16 protein-coding genes are annotated in these 17,894 nt (G+C 64.6%); 5 read left to right on the top strand and 11 right to left on the bottom strand.

Translation table 11 applies throughout. From position 1 onward, the window contains the following. Positions 1-50: 50 nt before the first annotated feature. The 9 genes from ABFA30_RS12610 to gloB all read right to left on the bottom strand — a co-directional run bounded on the left by ABFA30_RS12610 (position 51) and on the right by gloB (position 11,414). The gene (locus ABFA30_RS12610; protein WP_410045516.1) at positions 51-380 is read right to left on the bottom strand and encodes a hypothetical protein; all 330 of its coding nucleotides are present in this window, start codon (positions 378-380) and stop codon (positions 51-53) included. 354 nt (positions 381-734) lie between these two features. Further along, on the bottom strand, positions 735-1,004 hold the full coding sequence (locus tag ABFA30_RS12615; protein ID WP_225790469.1) for a DUF3077 domain-containing protein: 270 nt from the start codon (positions 1,002-1,004) through the stop codon (positions 735-737). A gap of 514 nt (positions 1,005-1,518) precedes the next feature. Beyond that, on the bottom strand, positions 1,519-3,129 hold the full coding sequence (locus tag ABFA30_RS12620; protein ID WP_225790468.1) for an ABC transporter ATP-binding protein: 1,611 nt from the start codon (positions 3,127-3,129) through the stop codon (positions 1,519-1,521). Between the two features lies 1 nt (position 3,130). Beyond that, positions 3,131-4,150 (bottom strand): ABC transporter permease, encoded by a 1,020-nt coding sequence (locus tag ABFA30_RS12625; protein ID WP_225790467.1) that lies wholly within the window; start codon positions 4,148-4,150, stop codon positions 3,131-3,133. A 1-nt stretch (position 4,151) separates the two neighbouring features. Further along, positions 4,152-5,225: a microcin C ABC transporter permease YejB gene (locus ABFA30_RS12630; RefSeq protein WP_225790466.1), complete on the bottom strand. Its 1,074-nt coding sequence runs from the start codon at positions 5,223-5,225 to the stop codon at positions 4,152-4,154. Between the two features lies 1 nt (position 5,226). After that, positions 5,227-7,071 (bottom strand): extracellular solute-binding protein, encoded by a 1,845-nt coding sequence (locus ABFA30_RS12635; RefSeq protein WP_253091470.1) that lies wholly within the window; start codon positions 7,069-7,071, stop codon positions 5,227-5,229. Continuing rightward, positions 7,068-8,897 carry an extracellular solute-binding protein gene (locus ABFA30_RS12640; RefSeq protein WP_225790464.1) on the bottom strand — a complete coding sequence of 610 codons (1,830 nt, stop codon included), beginning with the start codon at positions 8,895-8,897 and terminating at the stop codon, positions 7,068-7,070. The genes ABFA30_RS12635 and ABFA30_RS12640 overlap by 4 nt, the downstream gene beginning before the upstream one ends. Positions 8,898-9,115: 218 nt before the next feature. Next, the gene (locus tag ABFA30_RS12645) at positions 9,116-10,534 is read right to left on the bottom strand and encodes a lytic transglycosylase domain-containing protein (protein ID WP_225790463.1); all 1,419 of its coding nucleotides are present in this window, start codon (positions 10,532-10,534) and stop codon (positions 9,116-9,118) included. 100 nt (positions 10,535-10,634) lie between these two features. Continuing rightward, positions 10,635-11,414 carry a hydroxyacylglutathione hydrolase gene (gene gloB / locus ABFA30_RS12650; protein WP_225790462.1) on the bottom strand — a complete coding sequence of 260 codons (780 nt, stop codon included), beginning with the start codon at positions 11,412-11,414 and terminating at the stop codon, positions 10,635-10,637. A gap of 84 nt (positions 11,415-11,498) precedes the next feature. On the opposite strand from gloB, the gene ABFA30_RS12655 reads away from it, so the two are divergent. The 4 genes from ABFA30_RS12655 (at position 11,499) to ABFA30_RS12670 (ending at position 16,074) form a co-directional block, all read left to right on the top strand. After that, complete coding sequence (locus ABFA30_RS12655; protein WP_253081582.1) at positions 11,499-12,257, top strand: class I SAM-dependent methyltransferase; 759 nt, start codon at positions 11,499-11,501, stop codon at positions 12,255-12,257. Positions 12,258-12,299: 42 nt separating this feature from the next. Further along, on the top strand, positions 12,300-12,746 hold the full coding sequence (rnhA, locus tag ABFA30_RS12660; RefSeq protein WP_225790460.1) for a ribonuclease HI: 447 nt from the start codon (positions 12,300-12,302) through the stop codon (positions 12,744-12,746). Positions 12,747-12,884: 138 nt separating this feature from the next. Further along, entirely contained in the window at positions 12,885-13,628 is a 744-nt protein-coding gene (gene dnaQ, locus ABFA30_RS12665) for a DNA polymerase III subunit epsilon (protein ID WP_225790459.1), read from the top strand. A gap of 184 nt (positions 13,629-13,812) precedes the next feature. Then, positions 13,813-16,074, top strand: coding sequence for an Orn/Lys/Arg decarboxylase N-terminal domain-containing protein (locus ABFA30_RS12670; RefSeq protein WP_253091468.1), 2,262 nt, complete (start codon positions 13,813-13,815; stop codon positions 16,072-16,074). Here the strand turns inward: ABFA30_RS12670 and ABFA30_RS12675 are convergent. Continuing rightward, on the bottom strand, positions 16,058-16,276 hold the full coding sequence (locus ABFA30_RS12675) for a hypothetical protein (RefSeq protein WP_225790457.1): 219 nt from the start codon (positions 16,274-16,276) through the stop codon (positions 16,058-16,060). The genes ABFA30_RS12670 and ABFA30_RS12675 overlap by 17 nt on opposite strands. Before the next feature lie 155 nt (positions 16,277-16,431). Between ABFA30_RS12675 and ABFA30_RS12680 the strand changes: the two genes are divergently transcribed. Further along, positions 16,432-16,989: an NADPH-dependent FMN reductase gene (locus ABFA30_RS12680; protein ID WP_253091467.1), complete on the top strand. Its 558-nt coding sequence runs from the start codon at positions 16,432-16,434 to the stop codon at positions 16,987-16,989. A 51-nt stretch (positions 16,990-17,040) separates the two neighbouring features. On the opposite strand, the gene phnX is transcribed toward ABFA30_RS12680, so the two are convergent. Then, on the bottom strand, positions 17,041-17,868 hold the full coding sequence (gene phnX, locus ABFA30_RS12685) for a phosphonoacetaldehyde hydrolase (protein ID WP_253091466.1): 828 nt from the start codon (positions 17,866-17,868) through the stop codon (positions 17,041-17,043). Between the last annotated feature and the right edge of the window lie 26 nt (positions 17,869-17,894).

Consider the following 17,894-nt stretch of genomic DNA (forward strand, 5'->3'; position numbering starts at 1 on the left):
CGTTGCGCACGCCCTGGCGCAGCCTTTCCAGGCCGGGGGGTAAAAGGGGGTCAGACATGCGAAGGTGTGTCCTTGAGTGCGCGTTGGTGAGCGGCCAGTTGCTGGCCCTGCGACGTGACCCAAGTGGCGAACAACGGCTTGAGGTAGAAGTGGCGCCCGAAAGTGATCGCCAGCAGGATGTGCCCCAGCATTGGGTTGGGGCGCCAGAGCATGAACAGCACGGGCTGTTCGAGCAGTTGGCCGAAGACGAAGCCGTCTTCTTCGCTAATCCGCTCAAGGCTGAGTTGGAACGGGGCGCTCAGGCCCTCGTCGAGGGGGAAGGGCAGCAGTTCGAAAATGAGTGGCTGGCAGCTGTAATGCAGGTCGGGTTGGCTGGGCATGCGAAGTCCTTGTCCGCCGTTTCGAGGTACCGAGCGTGCTCCGCAGAGGTTCCCTATTGCGGAGGCGTGCCGGTCGAAATGTCCAAGCCAATCTCAGGGTTGGCATGGCTGAAGGCTCGAATACTAGGCGGCGAAGTCCCAATGGACGTGCCATTAACTTCCCAAGAGTGCGTAGGAAACTTCTCTGCTTTTAATGTCTGGATTTTTCAAAGGCGGGGCGGTGTGCACGCATGAACGTGCACACTTGCTCATTGCGGTGATGGTGTCTGCTATGCGGGTAAGCCAGCGCGACCTAATGCGCAGTACCTGTGGGCCAGCTTGCCATCGATGGCGCCAGCCCAGGCACCCTCGAATTCAGCGCATCATTCCCAGCTCCGCATCGTCCATCAGCGCTTTGGCCAGCGCTGCCAAGTAGTACGACGCCCAAATCAGCTGGGGCTTGTCTTCCATTACCCCCGTGATGGTCATATCGCGCACGTACCCCATCAACTCCGAAGCCTGTTCGCGGGCGTATCGGCAAGGGATACCGGGTTCGATGCAAAACAGCGGGTCTGTCAGGCCTTTGCCCTGATAGAACTTTGTCTTGCCGACAGTCGTTTTGGCCCTGGTGTCATCTGTGGTCATTGCTCAATCTCCCTGAAATGGCCGGTGCTCATCCTCCGTCGCTGGGATGATCATGTTTTCGAGAGAGTGGGGGCGGGGTGGGTCGGGGACGATCTTCAACATCACGATTTTTCCTCTATGACGCGGCCACCTGCCTGCTGTCAAACAGAAGGGTGGCAGCTGTACGTGGGTTGACAGACCGGCGAAAATCGTAAAATTCCGGCGCACGCAAGCGTGCCCGCACGTACAGCCGCCATAAAGGGCGAGCCGTATACGATTTCCGTCACAGCCTGTCAAAGCTGTATCGTTGATGTGCAACGACTCGCCGAGACTAGAGCGCTGCCAGGGCGACCGCAACGGAAAAAAGGCGGCAGGAGTATGTTTGGGAAATGGACTACAGGGAAGGTGTTAAATCTGATTTTTTACTGTTTCACACCGGTCCTTCGGCCAGCCCTAACTATCAAGCAGCGCTCGGCCGTTACCCTATAAAACGTCAATCCCAAATACACCCTCGCTGGTTTCCAAATCCCCACCCCTAAGCAATCGACTCCGGCTCCAAGAACGCCGCCTCCAGCAACTGCCGGGTATACGGATGCTGCGGCGCATGAAAGATCGCCTGCGCATCCCCCTGTTCCACCACATGCCCATGCTTGATCACCATCAACTGGTGACTCAGCGCCTTGACCACCGCCAGGTCATGGCTGATGAACAGGTACGTGAGGTTGTACTTGCGTTGCAGGTTGCGCAGCAGCTCCACCACCTGCCGCTGTACCGTGCGATCCAGCGCCGAGGTGGGTTCGTCGAGGAGGATCAGCGCCGGCTTGAGCACCAGGGCGCGGGCAATGGCGATGCGCTGGCGCTGGCCGCCGGAAAATTCATGGGGGTAACGATGGCGGGTGCGTGGGTCGAGCCCCACTTCCTCGAGCGCCGCGATGATCGCTGCCTCCTGCTCCGCCGGTGTGCCGATGCGGTGGATGCGCAGGCCCTCGCCGACGATGTCGGCCACGCACATGCGCGGGCTGAGGCTGCCGAACGGGTCCTGGAACACCACCTGCATTTCACGGCGTAGCGGCCGCACTTGCTTCTGGTTGAGCCCTTCCAGCGCCTGGCCGTGGAAGCGGATGCCGCCCTGGCTGGAAATCAGCCGCAGGATGGCCAGGCCGAGGGTGGACTTGCCCGAACCACTTTCGCCGACGATGCCCAGGGTCTGGCCCTGGGGCAGGCTGAAGTCGATGCCGTCCACGGCCTTCACATGGTCGACGGTGCGCCGCAGCAGGCCTTTCTTGATCGGGAACCACACCCGCAGGTCAGAGACTTCCAGCAGCGGTGCGCCGACCGGGTTGTCCGCGGGGCCGCCGCTGGGTTCGGCGTTGATCAGCATCTGCGTGTAGGGGTGCTGGGGCGCGCCGAACAGGGTGGCGCAATCGGCCTGCTCGACGATCTTGCCGCTCTGCATCACGCACACCCGGTGGGCGATGCGCCGTACCAGGTTGAGGTCGTGGCTGATCAGCAGCAGGGCCATGCCCAGGCGTGCCTGCAGTTCCTTGAGCAGGTCGAGGATCTTCAGCTGCACGGTGACGTCCAGCGCCGTGGTGGGCTCGTCGGCGATCAGCAGTTCTGGCTCGTTGGCCAGCGCCATGGCGATCATCACCCGCTGGCGCTGGCCGCCGGACAGTTCGTGGGGCAGGGCCTTGAGGCGCTTGCGCGGCTCGGGGATACCGACCATCTCGAGCAGTTCCAGGGTGCGTGCGGTGGCTTCCTTGCCCGTCAGGCCCTTGTGCAGCAGGAGGATCTCGTTGATCTGCTTCTCGATGCTGTGCAGCGGGTTCAGCGAGGTCATCGGCTCCTGGAAGATCATCGCGATACGGTTGCCGCGGATATGCTGCATGGGCTTCTCGCCCAGTTGCAGCAGGTCCTTGCCGGCGTAGCGGATGCTGCCGCTGGGGTGGCGCGCCAGGGGGTAGGGCAGCAGGCGCAGGATCGAGTGGGCGGTGACCGACTTGCCCGAGCCGCTCTCGCCGACCAGGGCCAGGGTCTCGCCTTGGCGGATGTCGAAGCTGATGCCGTCGACCACGCGATTGACCTGCTCGCCGGTGACGAACTCCACCGCCAGATCACGGACTTCGATCAGGTTCTGTTCGCTCATGTCATTTCCTCGGGTCGAAGGCATCGCGGGCGGATTCGCCGATGAACACCAGCAGGCTCAGCATGATCGCCAGCACGGCGAAGGCGCTGATGCCCAGCCAGGGGGCCTGCAGGTTGGACTTGCCCTGGGCCACCAGCTCGCCCAGCGACGGTGCGCCCGGGGGCAGGCCGAAGCCGAGGAAGTCCAGGGCGGTGAGGGTGCCGATGGCACCGGTGAGGATGAAGGGCATGAAGGTCATGGTCGAGATCATGGCGTTGGGCAGGATGTGCCGGTACATGATCGCTCCGTTGCGCATGCCCAGGGCCCGGGCGGCACGCACGTACTCCAGGTTGCGGCCCCGCAGGAACTCGGCGCGCACCACGTCCACCAGGCTCATCCAGGAGAACAGCAGCATGATCCCCAGCAGCCACCAGAAGTTCGGCTGCACGAAACTGGCCAGGATGATCAGCAGGTACAGCACCGGCAGGCCCGACCAGATTTCCAGGAAGCGCTGGCCGGCCAGGTCCACCCAGCCGCCGTAGAACCCCTGCAGGGCACCGGCGATGACGCCGACGATGGAGCTGAGCACGGTCAGCGTCAGGGCGAACAGCACCGACACGCGAAACCCGTAGATCACCCGTGCGAGCACGTCGCGGCCCTGGTCGTCGGTGCCCAGCCAGTTGTCCGCCGAGGGCGGCGCCGGGGCCGGGACCTTGAGGTCGTAGTTGATGCTCTGGTAGCTGAACGGGATCGGTGCCCATAGCACCCAGCTGTCTTTCTGCGCCAGCAGCTCGCGGATGTACGGGCTCTTGTAGTTGGCCTCCAACGGGAACTCGCCGCCGAAGGTGGTTTCTGGGTAGCGCTTGAACGCCGGGAAGTACCATTGGCCGTCGTAGCGCACGGCGATCGGCTTGTCGTTGGCGATCAGTTCGGCGCCCAGGCTCAGGCCGAACAGCACGATGAAGATCCACAGCGACCACCAGCCGCGGCGGTTGGCCTTGAAGCGCTCGAAGCGCCGGCGATTGAGAGGGGACAGGGCCATGTCAGTGCTCCCGGCTGGCGAAGTCGATGCGCGGGTCGACCAGGGTGTAGGTCAGGTCGCCGATCAGTTTCACCACCAGCCCCAGCAGGGTGAAGATGAACAGGGTGCCGAAGACCACCGGATAGTCGCGGTTGATCGCCGCTTCGAAGCTCATCAGGCCCAGGCCGTCGAGGGAGAAGATCACCTCGATGAGCAGCGAGCCGGTGAAGAAGATGCCGATGAACGCCGAGGGGAAGCCGGCGATGACCAGCAGCATGGCGTTGCGGAACACGTGCCCGTACAGCACCCGTTGCCGGCTCAGGCCCTTGGCCTTGGCGGTGATCACGTATTGCTTGTTGATCTCGTCGAGAAAGCTGTTCTTGGTCAGCAGGGTCATGGTGGCGAAGTTGCCGATCACCAGCGCGGTGATCGGCAATACCAGGTGCCAGAAGTAATCGAGAATCTTGCCGGTGGTGGACAGCTCGTCGAAGTTGTTCGAGGTCAGCCCGCGCAGCGGGAACCAGTCGAAGTAGCTGCCGCCGGCGAACAGCACGATCAGCAGGATGGCGAACAGGAACGCAGGGATGGCATAGCCGACGATGATCGCCGAACTGGTCCAGACGTCGAAGTGGCTGCCATGGCGCACGGCCTTGGCGATCCCCAGGGGGATCGATACCAGGTACATGATCAGCGTGCTCCATAGCCCGAGGGAGATGGACACCGGCATTTTCTCGGCGATCAGGTCGATGACCTTGGCATCGCGGAAGAAGCTCTCGCCGAAGTCCAGGTGGGCGTAGTTCTTGATCATGATCCACAGGCGTTCCGGCGCCGACTTGTCGAAGCCGTACATGCGTTCGATCTCGGCGATCAGCGCCGGGTCCAGGCCCTGGGCGCCCCGGTAGTTGGAACCGGCCACCGAGACTTCGGCGCCGCCGCCGGCGATGCGGCTGGTGGCGCCCTCGAAACCCTCGAGCTTGGCGATCATCTGCTCCACTGGGCCGCCGGGCGCGGCCTGGACGATGATGAAGTTGATGATCAGGATGCCGAACAGGGTCGGCACGATCAGCAGCAGGCGCCGCAGGATGTAGGCCAGCATGTCAGTTGGCCTCGTCCTGTGCCGGGTCTTGGCTCGCTACCGGCGTGGCGGGCTTGACCTCGGGCTTGATCCACCAGGTGTCGATGCCGATGTCGTACTTGGGCGATACCTCGGGATGGCCGATGTGGTTCCAGTACGCCACGCGCCAGGTCTTGATGTGCCAGTTGGGGATCACGTAGTAACCCCATAGCAGCACGCGGTCCAGGGCGCGGGTGTGGGCGATCAGGCTCTGGCGCGAGTCGGCGTTGATCAGTGCCTCGACCAACTGGTCTATGGCCGGGTCGCGCAGGCCGATGAAGTTGCGGCTGCCGGGATTGTCGGCGGCGGCGCTGGACCAGAACTCGCGCTGCTCGTTGCCCGGCGAGTTGGACTGCGGGAAGCCGCTGACGATCATGTCGAAGTCGCGCGAGCGCAGGCGGTTGATGTACTGGGAAACGTCGACCCGGCGGATGTTCAGGTCGATGCCCAGGTCGGCGAGGTTGCGCTTGAACGGCAACAGGATGCGCTCGAACTCGGTCTGGGCCAGGAGGAACTCGATGGACACCGGCTTGCCTTGGGTGTCGGTCATCTTGTCGTCGACGATCTTCCAGCCGGCCTCCTGCAGCAGCCGGTAGGCCTTGCGCTGCTGGTCGCGGATCATGCCGCTGCCGTCGCTGACCGGGTTGCGGAATTCTTCGTTGAAGACCTGTTCGGGGATCTTGCCGCGCAAGGGCTCGAGGATCTTCAGCTCCTCGGCGCTGGGCAGGCCGCGGGCAGCCATCTCGGAGTTCTCGAAGTAGCTGCCGGTACGGGTGTAGGCGCCGTTGAACAGTTGCTTGTTGGTCCACTCGTAGTCCAGCAGCAGGCTCAGTGCCTCGCGCACACGCACGTCCTGGAACACCGGCCGGCGCAGGTTGAAGATGAAGCCCTGCATGCCGGTGGGGTTGCCGTTGGGCAGTTCCTCGCGGATCAGCCGGCCGTCGCGCACGGCAGGCACGTTGTAGGCGGTGGCCCAGTTCTTCGCGCTGGTCTCCAGCCAGTAGTCGAATTGCCCGGCCTTGAGCGCCTCCAGGGCGACGGTGTTGTCGCGGTAGGCGTCGAAGGTCATGACGTCGAAGTTGTAGAAGCCCCGGTTGATGGGCAGGTCCTTGGCCCAGTAGTCCTCGACCCGCTCGTAGCGGATCGAGCGGCCGGCCTTGACCCGGGCGATCTTGTACGGGCCGCTGCCTAGCGGGATCTCCAGGTTGCCACGGGTGAAATCGCGGCTCTCCCACCAGTGCTTGGGCAGCACCGGCAACTGGCCGAGGATCAGCGGCAGCTCGCGGTTGTTCTTGTGCTTGAACCTGAACAGCACGCGCAGTGGGTCTTCGGCGACCACCTCGGCAACGTCCGCGTAGTACTGGCGGTACAGCGGCGCCCCTTGCTTGATCAAGGTCTCGAAGGTGAACACCACGTCCTCGGCGCGAATCGGGTGGCCATCATGGAAGCGTGCTTGCGGGCGCAGGTAGAAGCGCACCCAGCTGTTGTCCGGTGCCTTCTCGATCTTGCCGGCCACCAGGCCGTACTCGGTGAAGGGCTCGTCCAGGCTCTGGCGCATCAGGGTGTCGTAGATGATGCTGACGTTCTCGGCCGACACGCCCTTGTTGATGAACGGGTTGAGGCTGTCGAAGCCGCCGAAGCTGGACTGGCGGAAGGTGCCACCCTTGGGGGCGTCCGGGTTGACGTAGGCGAAGTGCTTGAAGTCGGCCGGGTATTTCGGCGGCTCGTCGTACAGGGTCAGGGCATGTTGCGGCGCGGCGAGGGCGGGCAGGCTCAGGCAGGCGAGCAGCAGGCCGCAGGCCAGGCGCAGGCGGTGCGTTGGCATCATTTGGCTTTCTCCGAAGACTTGAGCCACCAGGTGTTCAGGCCCAGGGTGTAGGGCGGGGTGGTGACGAAGGCGAATCGGTTGCGATACGCCAGGCGGTGATTGTCGAGATACCAGTTGGGGATCATGTAGTGCTGCCAGAGCAGCACCCGGTCCAGGGCGCGGGCGGCGGCCACCTGGTCGTCGCGGGTGCGGGCGGCCAGCAGGGTGTCGAGCAGGTGGTCGACCACCGGGTCCTTGACCCCTGCATAGTTCTTGCTGCCCTTGGTCGAGGCCTGGCTGGAGTGGAAGTACAGCCACTGCTCCAGGCCCGGGCTGAGGGTCTGGCCCAGGGTCATGAGGATCATGTCGAAGTCGAACTGGTCCAGGCGCTGCTTGTACTGTGCGCGGTCCACGGTGCGCAGGCGCGCGTCGATACCGATGCTGACCAGGTTTTCCACGTACGGCTGGAGGATGCGCTCAAGGTTGGGGTTGACCAGCAGCAGTTCCAGGCGGAACTGCCGGCCCTTGGCATCCACCAGGCGCTGGCCGTCGAGCTTCCAGCCAGCCTGGGCGAGCAGGGCCAGGGCCTGGCGCAAGGTCTGGCGGCTGATGCCACGGCCCTCGGTGTGGCTGACCTGGTAGGGTTCGGTGAACAGCTTGGCCGGCAGCTCATCGCGAAAGGGCGCCAGCAGCAACCATTCCTTGCCCGTGGGCAGGCCGGTGGCGGCGAACTCGCTATTGGGGTAGTAGCTGGTCGAGCGGCGATAGGCGCTGCTGAACAGGGCGCGGTTGGTCCATTCGAAGTCGAACATCAGGCCCAGGGCCTGGCGCACCCGTGGGTCGCTGAAGCTGGTGCGGCGGCTGTTCATGAACAGGCCTTGGGTCTGGGTCGGGATGCGGTGCGGGATCTGCACCTTGATCACCTGGCCACGGCGTACCGCCGGGAAGTTGTAGCCGTTGGCCCAGTTCTTGGCCTGGTGCTCGATGTAGATGTCGAATTCGCCGGCCTTGAACGCTTCGAAGGCCACCGTGGCGTCGCGGTAGAACTCGTACTCGACCCGGTTGAAGTTGTACTTGCCGCGGTTGACTGCCAGGTCCTTGCCCCAATAGTTCTTCACCCGCTCGAACACCAGGCGCCTGCCCGGCTGCACCTCGGCGATGCGGTAGGGGCCGCTGCCCAGGGGCGGTTCGAAGGTGGTGGCCTTGAAGTCGCGGCCTTGCCAGTAGTGCTTGGGCAGCACCGGCATCTCGCCCAGGCGCAGGATCAGCAGCGGGTTGCCGGCGCGCTTGAAGACGAAGCGGATGCGCAGCGGGCCGAGGATGTCGACCCGCTGCACTTCCTGCAGGTTGGTGCGGTAGATGGGGTGGCCGTCCTTGAGCAGGGTGCGGTAGGAGAAGGCCACGTCCGCCGAAGTGATCGGCCGGCCATCGTGGAAGCGTGCCTCGGGGCGCAGGTTGAACACGACCCAGCTGCGGTCCTCGCTGTACTCCACCGAGCGGGCGATCAGGCCGTAGCTGGCGGTCGGCTCGTCGCCGGACGGGTCGTACTGGCCGGTGCCGACCATCAGCGGCTCGTTCAGCTCGTTGACCCCGTACTGGAGGAAGTTCGGCGTGGTCACCGGGCTGGTGCCCTTGAAGGTATAGGGGTTGAGCGTGTCGAAGGTGCCGAATGCCATGGCCCGCAAGGTGCCGCCCTTGGGCGCTTGCGGGTTGACCCAGTCGAAGTGGGTGAATGTAGCTGGATACTTGAGCGTGCCGAACTGCGCGTAACCGTGGCTTTCGCTCACCATCGCGCCTGCGGGAAAGCTCAAGGCCAGGCTGAGGGACAGCAGGAGGGGACGTATCAAGTCGGCATCCGATCCAGGGGCGTTGGGCTTTGGTCGGGCTACAGTAACAGCTTGTCAGGGATGGAAAAAGAGTGGGAAGCAGACGGCCTGGTTACGGGGCAAGTATGCGCTTGCGCAGGCGTGCAGAGGCCATATTTCGTGGCGGGGGCAGGCGGGCTTCAGGTCGGTCTTTGAGCGGCGTCTTGGGGGCTGCACAGCAGCCCCAATGATGCGTCGGATCAATGTGGCAGGTAGACGGTCAATGTCTGGCCCGGCTTGAGGGCATGGCCGCTGCGCGGGTTCCAGCGCTTGAGGTGCTTCATCTCGACGTTGAAGCGCTTGGCCACCAGGTACAACGAGTCGCCCTTGCGCACTTTGTACTGGGTCGAGCGCTGCTTGGACGCCGCCACCCGGTTGGCCGATGCGCTGCCGCCGCGCAGGGCGAGGACCTGGCCGGCCTTCAGGCGAGTACCGGACAGGCGGTTCCAGCGCTGGATGTCACGCACCGAGACCCGGTGCGCCCTGGCGATGCTGCTCAGGTTGTCGCCACGCTTGACCCGGTAGCTGCGTGCCGCCGGTGCCTTGGCCTCGGCCAGGGCGGCCTGGAACACGGCCTTGTTCGGCTGCAGGCTGAGCAGTTGCTCGGGCTTGAGGTTGGACAGGCTGTCGGACAGCAACTGCGCCTTGGCGGTCGGCACCAGCAACTGCTTGGGGCCGTCCACGGTCATGCGTTTCTTGAACGCCGGGTTGAGCTGGATCAGCTCGTCCTCGTCGATGTTGGCGAAGGCCGCGACCCGCGAAAGGTCCAGGCGGTCATTGATGGCGACGGCCTCGAAGTAGGGCTCGTTGGCGATCGGGTTGAGGTTCACGCCATAGGCCTGTGGGGTCATCACCACCTGCGACAGGGCCAGCAGCTTGGGCACGTAGTCGCGGGTTTCCTGGGGCAGGGGCAGGTTCCAGTAGTCGGTGGGCAGGCCGAGGCGCTCGTTGCGCTCGATGGCCCGGCTGACGGTGCCTTCGCCGGCATTGTAGGCCGCCAGGGCCAGTAGCCAGTCACCATTGAACATGTCGTGCAGGCGGCTCAGGTAGTCCAGCGCGGCGTTGGTCGAGGCGGTGATGTCGCGGCGGCCGTCGTAGAAATTGGTCTGGCGCAGCTTGAAGTGACGCCCGGTGGACGGGATGAACTGCCACAGGCCGACCGCGTGGGCGCGGGAGTAGGCCATCGGGTTGTAGGCGCTCTCGATGGCCGGCAGCAGGGCCAGCTCCAGCGGCATGTCGCGTTCTTCGAGGCGCTCGACGATGTAGTGCAGGTAGAGGCTGCCGCGTTCGCCGGCGTTCTCCAGGAACGACGGGTTGCTGGCGAACCACAGGCGCTGCTGCTCGATGCGCGGGTTGACGTCGATGCTGTCCTGCAGGGCGAAGCCCTGGCGCATGCGGTCCCAGACATCCTCGGGCGCCTGCTCGACCGGCTTGACCACCAGCGGGGCGGGCTTGGGCTTGATCCGCGCCTGGTAGTTGTGTGCGCGAACGCTGTCGGACGCGTCGAGCTGACGGGTGCTCTGGCAGCCCACCAGGGTGGTGGCCAGGGCCAGCGCACCGACCTGGGCCAGGCGCGTCAGGGCAACGGAATGAGAGGTTCTGCGGCTACGGGAAGACATCGGCTGGGACAGGTTTCCAGGCAAAAAATTTTCGCGATTCTAGAAACCGGTCCCCCCTCGGTCAACCTTTGATCACCCTTTGCGATATATCTTGGGGTTATCAGAAACTATCCTTCCAAGACCTCAAGGCAGCAAAAACAGCGGCTTGGCCGGTATTGGAATACCCCTTCCATTCGTCTGCTTTTTGTTTAACGGATGTTTCAGTCGTGCGCAGAAAGGGGTTGGTGAGGCACTCGAGGCCGATCGTTGATGGCAATGTGATGCGATCTTGCGCGCGCAATCGGGTAACGTCGGCGAACCGTTGGGCAACGTGCGGGTTGTCCGGCTCGACGGCCTTGGCAAAACGCAGGTTGCCCAGGGTGTATTCATGGGCGCAGAACACCTGGGTCGCGGCCGGCAGCGCGGCCAGCCGCTGCAGCGAGTGGTGCATCTGCTCCGGCGTGCCTTCGAACAGGCGCCCGCAGCCTGCGGCGAACAGGGTGTCGCCGCAGAACAGCAGCGGGGGCTGGGCCTGGCCGCAGTAGTAGGCGATGTGGCCGAGGGTATGGCCGGGCACGGCGATGACCTCGAAATCCAGGCCCAGTACCCGGACCTGCGCGCCATCGTCCAGCGCCAGGTCGCGGGCGGGGATGCGCTCGTTGGCCGGGCCGCAGACCCGCGCGCCGGTGGCGTGCCTGAGCGTTTCCACCCCGCCTACGTGGTCGTGGTGGTGGTGGGTCACGAGGATGTCTTCGAGCACCCAGCCGGGATTGGCTGCGAGCCAATCCAGCACGGGGCGGGCGTCACCCGGATCGACCACCGCGCAACGGCGTTTGGCAGTATCCTGTAACAGCCAGATGTAATTGTCGGAGAAAGCGGGAAGAGCATCGATCTGTATCATGGTGCGGAACCGAATCGCCTGGCGTGGACATGAAGGCATCTTAGCCGTGATGGCGCGGGCGGAGAACCTTCGAGGGAGATCGCAATGACCGACAAAGCCTTTGCCCAGGCCGATCCCGACTGGGTCGAACTGATCAGCCTGGCCCGCGAGTGGTTCGACGGACCGCTCGGGCAATTGATGTTGCGTGAGGAGCAAGCGCTGCTCGAGGACGAGCTGGGCCGCTTCTTCGGCGGCTTCCTGGTGCATTATGGCCCCTGCGCGCAGGTGCCTCCCAGCGCTCCCCAGGTGCAGCGCAACGTGCGCCTGGGTGCGCCGTTGCCGGGGGTGGAGATCGTCTGCGAGGAGCAGGCCTGGCCGCTTTCCGAGCATGCCGCCGACGTGGTGGTGCTGCAGCATGGCCTGGACTTCAGCCTGTCGCCCCACGGCCTGTTGCGCGAGGCCGCCAGCGCGGTGCGCCCCGGCGGGCACCTGCTGATCGTCGGGATCAACCCTTGGAGCAGTTGGGGCATGCGGCATTTCTTCAGCCACGGGGCCCTGCGCAAGGCGCGCTGCATCTCGCCGTCGCGGGTTGGCGACTGGCTCAACCTGCTGGGCTTCGCGCTGGAGAAACGCCGCTTCGGGTGCTATCGTCCGCCGCTTGCCTCGCCGGCCTGGCAACAGCGCCTGGCTGGCTGGGAGCGGATGGCCGCGGGCTGGCAAGGTGCTGGCGGCGGTGTCTACCTGCTGGTGGCGCGCAAGATGGTGGTCGGCCTGCGGCCGCTGCGCCTGGAACGCCGCGAGCCGATGGGCAAGCTGCTGCCGTTGCCGCTGGCCAAGGTCAACCGTCGGCGCAGCGAGCCGTGAGCCGTCATCCACGGTCGATAATACAGAGCGAAAAGGCGGTACATGAGCGATAGCGTCGAGATCTACACCGATGGTGCCTGCAAGGGCAATCCCGGCCCAGGTGGGTGGGGGGTGCTGATGGTCTACAAGGGCGTCGAGAAGGAGCTGTGGGGCGGCGAGCGCGAAACCACCAACAACCGCATGGAACTGATGGCGGCGATCCAGGGGCTGATGGCCCTCAAGCGCGAATGCGAGGTGCTGCTGGTCACCGACTCGCAGTACGTGATGAAGGGCATCAACGAGTGGATGGCCAACTGGAAGAAGCGTGGTTGGAAGACCGCCGCCAAGGAGCCGGTGAAGAATGCCGACCTCTGGCAGCAGCTCGACGAGCAGGTCAACCGTCACAAGGTGACCTGGAAATGGGTGCGCGGGCATATTGGCCACCCCGGCAACGAGCGTGCCGACCAACTGGCCAACCGAGGCGTCGACGAGGTCCGCGCCAAGCGGTGACGGGGAGGGCGGCTACAAGCTGCAAGTAAGAACAGGGCGTGCGCCAGTGCGTCGGTGCTTTTTCTTGCCGCTTGAAGCTTGTCGCTTGAGTTACAATCCCCGTTTTCCCTTAGATAGATGCAAAGTTGGAGCCCCCGCGTGGAGCAGCAGAACAACAGACTGGTCGTTCTGGATACCGAAACCACCGGTATGCCAGTCAGCGAAGGCCACCGGATCATCGAGATCGGTTGCGTCGAGGTCATCGGCCGGCGCCTGACCGGGCGTAATTTCCACGTCTACCTGCAGCCGGACCGCGAGAGCGACGAGGGCGCCATCGGCGTCCACGGCATCACCGATGCCTTCCTGGTCGACAAGCCGCGCTTCGCCGATGTCGCCGAGGAGTTCTTCGAGTACATCCGCGGTGCCCAGCTGGTCATCCACAACGCGGCGTTCGACGTCGGCTTCATCAACAACGAGTTCGCCCTGCTGGGCCAGCACGACCGCGCCGACATCTCGCAACACTGCACCATCCTCGATACCCTGATGCTCGCCCGGGCTCGCCACCCGGGGCAGCGCAACAGCCTCGACGCGTTGTGCAAACGCTACGGCATCGATAACTCCGGCCGTGACCTGCACGGCGCCTTGCTCGACTCGGAGCTGCTGGCAGACGTCTACCTGGCGATGACTGGCGGCCAGACCAGCCTGTCGCTGGCTGGGCACGGTGCCGACGAGGAAGACGGGCAAGGCGGGACCGGCAGCGAGATCCGCCGCATCGTCGGGCGCCAGCCGGGCCGGGTCATCCTGGCTTCGGCCGAAGAGCTGGAGGCCCATGCCGAGCGCTTGGCGGCGATCGCCAAGTCGGCGGGGGCGCCGGCGATGTGGCAGGCGTTGAGCGAGGGCTGACCTGCTTCGATGGCCGCATTGGGGCCGCTTCGCGGCCCATCGCCGGCAAGCCGGCTTCCACAGATCGCACTGCTCTTGAGGTCGGCGCCGAACCTGTGGAGCGACCACGGCAAAAAAACGCACCCGCGCCCTGCAGCTTCTACCCTGAAAGGACGGACCCGTCCTTCGGAGGTAGTGCCGAGCCATGTACAAGGACCTGAAGTTTCCCATCCTCATCGTGCATCGTGCGATCAAGGCCGACAGCGTCGCCGGTGAGCGGGTGCGTGGCATCGCCGAGGAGCTGGCCCAGGACGGCTTCGCCATCCTCGCCGCAGCGGACCATGCCGAGGCGCGCCTGGTGGCTGCCACCCACCATGGGCTGGCCTGCATGCTGATCGCTGCCGAAGGCGCCGGCGAGAACACCCACCTGCTGCAGAACATGGCGGAGTTGATCCGCCTGGCCCGCCTGCGCGCACCGAACCTGCCGATCTTCGCCCTGGGCGAGCAGGTGACCCTGGAAAACGCGCCCGCCGAGGCCATGAGCGAGCTGAACCAACTCCGCGGCATCCTCTACCTGTTCGAGGACACCGTGCCCTTTCTCGCCCGCCAGGTGGCCCGGGCCGCGCACAACTACCTGGACGGCCTGCTGCCGCCGTTCTTCAAGGCCCTGGTGCAGCACACCGCGCAATCCAATTATTCCTGGCACACGCCGGGCCACGGCGGTGGCGTGGCCTACCGCAAGAGCCCGGTGGGCCAGGCCTTCCACCAGTTCTTCGGCGAGAACACCCTGCGCTCGGACCTGTCCGTGTCGGTGCCCGAACTCGGCTCGCTGCTCGACCACACAGGCCCCCTGGCCGAGGCCGAAGCCCGGGCGGCGCGCAACTTCGGCGCCGACCACACCTTCTTCGTGATCAACGGCACCTCCACGGCCAACAAGATCGTCTGGCATGCCATGGTCGGCCGCGACGACCTGGTGCTGGTGGACCGCAACTGCCACAAGTCGGTGGTCCACGCGATCGTCATGACCGGCGCCATCCCTCTTTACCTGTGCCCGGAACGCAACGAGCTGGGCATCATCGGGCCGATCCCGCTCAGCGAGTTCAGCCCGGTATCGATCCAGGCGAAGATCGACGCCAATCCGCTGACCCGTGGGCGTAAGCCGCGGATCCGCATGGCGGTGGTGACCAACTCCACCTACGACGGCTTGTGCTATCACGCCGGGTTGATCAAGCAGATGCTCGGCAGCAGCGTCGAGGTGCTGCATTTCGACGAGGCCTGGTTCGCCTATGCGGCGTTCCATGACTTCTTTGCCGATCGCTACGCCATGGGCACCGCGCGCAGTGACGACAGCCCACTGTTGTTCAGCACCCATTCCACCCACAAGCTGCTGGCGGCGTTCAGCCAGGCGTCGATGATCCACGTGCAGGACGGCAGTCAGCGGCAACTGGACCGCGATCGTTTCAACGAAGCGTTCATGATGCATATCTCCACCTCGCCGCAGTACAGCATCCTGGCCTCGCTGGATGTGGCCTCGACCATGATGGAAGGGCCGGCCGGGCGCTCGCTGCTGCAGGAGATGTTCGACGAGGCCCTGAGCTTTCGCCGTGCCCTGGCCAACCTGCGCGAACACATTGCCGCGCATGACTGGTGGTTCAGTATCTGGCAGCCGCCTGCGACGGAAGGGGTCCATCGCCTGTCGGCGCAGGACTGGCTGTTGCAGCCGGGCGCCGAATGGCATGGCTTTGGTGATGTGGAGCAGGACTACGTGCTGCTAGACCCGCTCAAGGTCACCCTGGTGATGCCTGGGTTGACGGCGGATGGGGCGTTGGGCGAGCACGGCATCCCGGCGGCCGTGGTGAGCAAGTTCCTCTGGGAGCGTGGGCTGGTGGTGGAGAAGACTGGGCTCTACAGCTTCCTGGTGCTGTTCTCCATGGGCATCACTAAGGGCAAGTGGAGCACCTTGCTCACCGAATTGCTGGAGTTCAAGCGGCACTACGATGGCAATACCGCCTTGGCCCAGTGCCTGCCCAGTGTGATGGCGGTGGACCCGCTGCGTTACCAGGGGTTGGGGCTGCGCGAGCTGTGCCAGCAGTTGCACGACTGCTACCGGGCCAATGCCACGGCCAAGCAGCTCAAGCGCCTGTTCACGCGTTTGCCGGAGGTGGCCATGAGCCCAGCCCAGGCCTATGACCGCCTGGTGCGTGGCGAGGTGGAGGCGGTGCCGATCGAGGCCCTGCTGGGCCGGGTCGCGGCGGTGATGCTGGTGCCTTATCCGCCGGGCATTCCCTTGATCATGCCGGGCGAGCGCTTTACCGAGGCCACCCGTTCGATCATCGACTACCTGGCCTTCGCCCGGGCCTTCGACAGCGGCTTCCCGGGCTTCGTCGCCGATGTCCATGGTCTGCAGAGCGAGGATCATGGCCAGGGGCGGGTCTACACCGTCGATTGCATCAAGGAATGCGGATGAGCTCCACGCCGCTGTGCGCCAGCTCGAAGCGGTCATCGCCCAGGTGCTTGACCCGGTCACCGACAGGCAGGCGGTAGGTCACGATCGGCTCGCCGAGGCAGCTACCGTCGGCCTGGAGGGTGGACTCCTGGTATTCATGCACGGGATAGATCCGACCTTCGGCGTCACGTGCGTGGAATTGGCCGACCAGTATTGCTGCCATTTGAGCGAAAACCTCTGAAATTTGGGGAAATATCTGTAGGCATAGACCAGCGGAGCAGGGGGGAAGTTTTCCGCAATCAGGAAAAAAACTCTGGGGGCAGGACGCAGTCATCTATAACTACAACGTCTTATTTCCAGCAGAGGTTGCAAATCGCCATGAGTCAGGTCTATTCGGTAGCGGTCGTCGTCGGTAGCTTGCGCAAGGACTCCTACAACCGCAAGGTCGCCCGTGCCCTTGCAGAGCTTGCACCCTCCAGCCTTGCCCTGAAAATCGTCGAGATCGGCGACCTGCCGCTGTACAACGAGGATGTCGAGGCCAATGCGCCCGATGCCTGGAAGCGTTTTCGCGAGGAGATCCGCCGCAGCGACGCGGTGCTGTTCGTCACGCCCGAATACAACCGTTCCGTACCCGGGGGCCTGAAGAACGCCATCGACGTGGGGTCGCGACCCTATGGGCAGAGTGCCTGGAGCGGCAAGCCGGCGGCGGTGGTGAGTGTCTCGCCGGGCGCCATTGGCGGTTTCGGTGCCAACCATGCCGTGCGCCAGTCGCTGGTGTTCCTAGACATGCCGTGCATGCAGATGCCCGAGGCGTACATTGGTGGGGCGGCCAGCCTGTTCGAGGATTCCGGCAAGCTCAACGACAAGACCCGGCCGTTCCTGCAGGCGTTCATCGACAAGTTCGCAGCCTGGGTGAAGCTCAATCGCGCGGTCTGACTGGCTCAGGCTGCTGGGGCCGCTTTGCGGCCCCGGCATGCCTTGCGACGCTTACGACGCCTGCGGCATCTCGCCCTTGGCCAGGCGCCGGTTGATGTCGGCGATCACCTCGGGCAGCTCATTGATGGTGTCGATCAGGTAGTGCGGGCGCGAGCCTTCGAACAGCGCGTGGATGCGCTTGCGCTCGCTCTCCAGTTTTTCCGCGCTCAGGGCCCGGTAGCCTTCCCAGGTCAGGCCCAGGGCATTGCCCGAGCACACCAGGGCCACAGTCCACATGCCCGCGCGACGGCCTTCGAGGATGCCCGGCACGGTGTCGTCGACCTTGACGCAGGCGGCCACGTCGTCGATGCCCAGGGCGATCACGTTGGCCAGGGCCTGGGCCGGCCAAGGGCGGCCGTTCGGGGTTTCGTCGGTGGCCACCACGTGGTCGGCGACATAGCCGTTCTGCTTGGCCAGTTCCACCACCTTGTCCATCACCACCTTCGGGTAGCCCGAGCAGGAGCCGATCTTCAGGCCGTCCTTGCGCAGGCCGGTGAGGGTCTCCAGGGCGCCAGGGATCAGCGCCGAGTGCACGGCGATCTTCTCGATCTGCAAGGGCATGAAGCGTTCGTAGATGGCGGTGACGTCATCGTCGGTCGGGGTGCGGCCGAACACCTTGCGGTAGCGTTCGGCGATTTCCGGCTGGTTGCACAGGGTACGGATGTGGTCCCACTTGCCCATGCCCATCGGGCCGCGAGCTTCGTCGATGGAGACTTCGACATCGAACTCGGCGAAGGCCTCGACGAAGATCTGGGTCGGGGCGAAGGAGCCGAAGTCGACCACGGTGCCGGCCCAGTCGAGGATGGCGGCTTGCAGCTGGGTGGGGTTGCTGTAGTTCATGTGCGCGATTTCCTTGGGGTTCGGGT

The sequence above is a fragment of the Pseudomonas sp. HLMP genome (assembly GCF_046365545.1).
GTDB lineage: Bacteria > Pseudomonadota > Gammaproteobacteria > Pseudomonadales > Pseudomonadaceae > Aquipseudomonas > Aquipseudomonas guariconensis_B.

What these genes read in the sequence shown, in the direction of transcription:
- ABFA30_RS12645 (WP_225790463.1), bottom strand. Translation starts at nt 10,534, where the DNA reads ATGTCTTCCCGTAGCCGCAGAACCTCTCATTCCGTTGCCCTGACGCGC.
- ABFA30_RS12655 (WP_253081582.1), top strand. Translation starts at nt 11,499, where the DNA reads ATGACCGACAAAGCCTTTGCCCAGGCCGATCCCGACTGGGTCGAACTG.
- rnhA (WP_225790460.1), top strand. Translation starts at nt 12,300, where the DNA reads ATGAGCGATAGCGTCGAGATCTACACCGATGGTGCCTGCAAGGGCAAT.
- ABFA30_RS12635 (WP_253091470.1), bottom strand. Translation starts at nt 7,071, where the DNA reads ATGATGCCAACGCACCGCCTGCGCCTGGCCTGCGGCCTGCTGCTCGCC.
- ABFA30_RS12670 (WP_253091468.1), top strand. Translation starts at nt 13,813, where the DNA reads ATGTACAAGGACCTGAAGTTTCCCATCCTCATCGTGCATCGTGCGATC.
- ABFA30_RS12620 (WP_225790468.1), bottom strand. Translation starts at nt 3,129, where the DNA reads ATGAGCGAACAGAACCTGATCGAAGTCCGTGATCTGGCGGTGGAGTTC.
- ABFA30_RS12630 (WP_225790466.1), bottom strand. Translation starts at nt 5,225, where the DNA reads ATGCTGGCCTACATCCTGCGGCGCCTGCTGCTGATCGTGCCGACCCTG.
- phnX (WP_253091466.1), bottom strand. Translation starts at nt 17,868, where the DNA reads ATGAACTACAGCAACCCCACCCAGCTGCAAGCCGCCATCCTCGACTGG.
- ABFA30_RS12610 (WP_410045516.1), bottom strand. Translation starts at nt 380, where the DNA reads ATGCCCAGCCAACCCGACCTGCATTACAGCTGCCAGCCACTCATTTTC.
- gloB (WP_225790462.1), bottom strand. Translation starts at nt 11,414, where the DNA reads ATGATACAGATCGATGCTCTTCCCGCTTTCTCCGACAATTACATCTGG.
- ABFA30_RS12675 (WP_225790457.1), bottom strand. Translation starts at nt 16,276, where the DNA reads ATGGCAGCAATACTGGTCGGCCAATTCCACGCACGTGACGCCGAAGGT.
- ABFA30_RS12615 (WP_225790469.1), bottom strand. Translation starts at nt 1,004, where the DNA reads ATGACCACAGATGACACCAGGGCCAAAACGACTGTCGGCAAGACAAAG.
- ABFA30_RS12680 (WP_253091467.1), top strand. Translation starts at nt 16,432, where the DNA reads ATGAGTCAGGTCTATTCGGTAGCGGTCGTCGTCGGTAGCTTGCGCAAG.
- ABFA30_RS12625 (WP_225790467.1), bottom strand. Translation starts at nt 4,150, where the DNA reads ATGGCCCTGTCCCCTCTCAATCGCCGGCGCTTCGAGCGCTTCAAGGCC.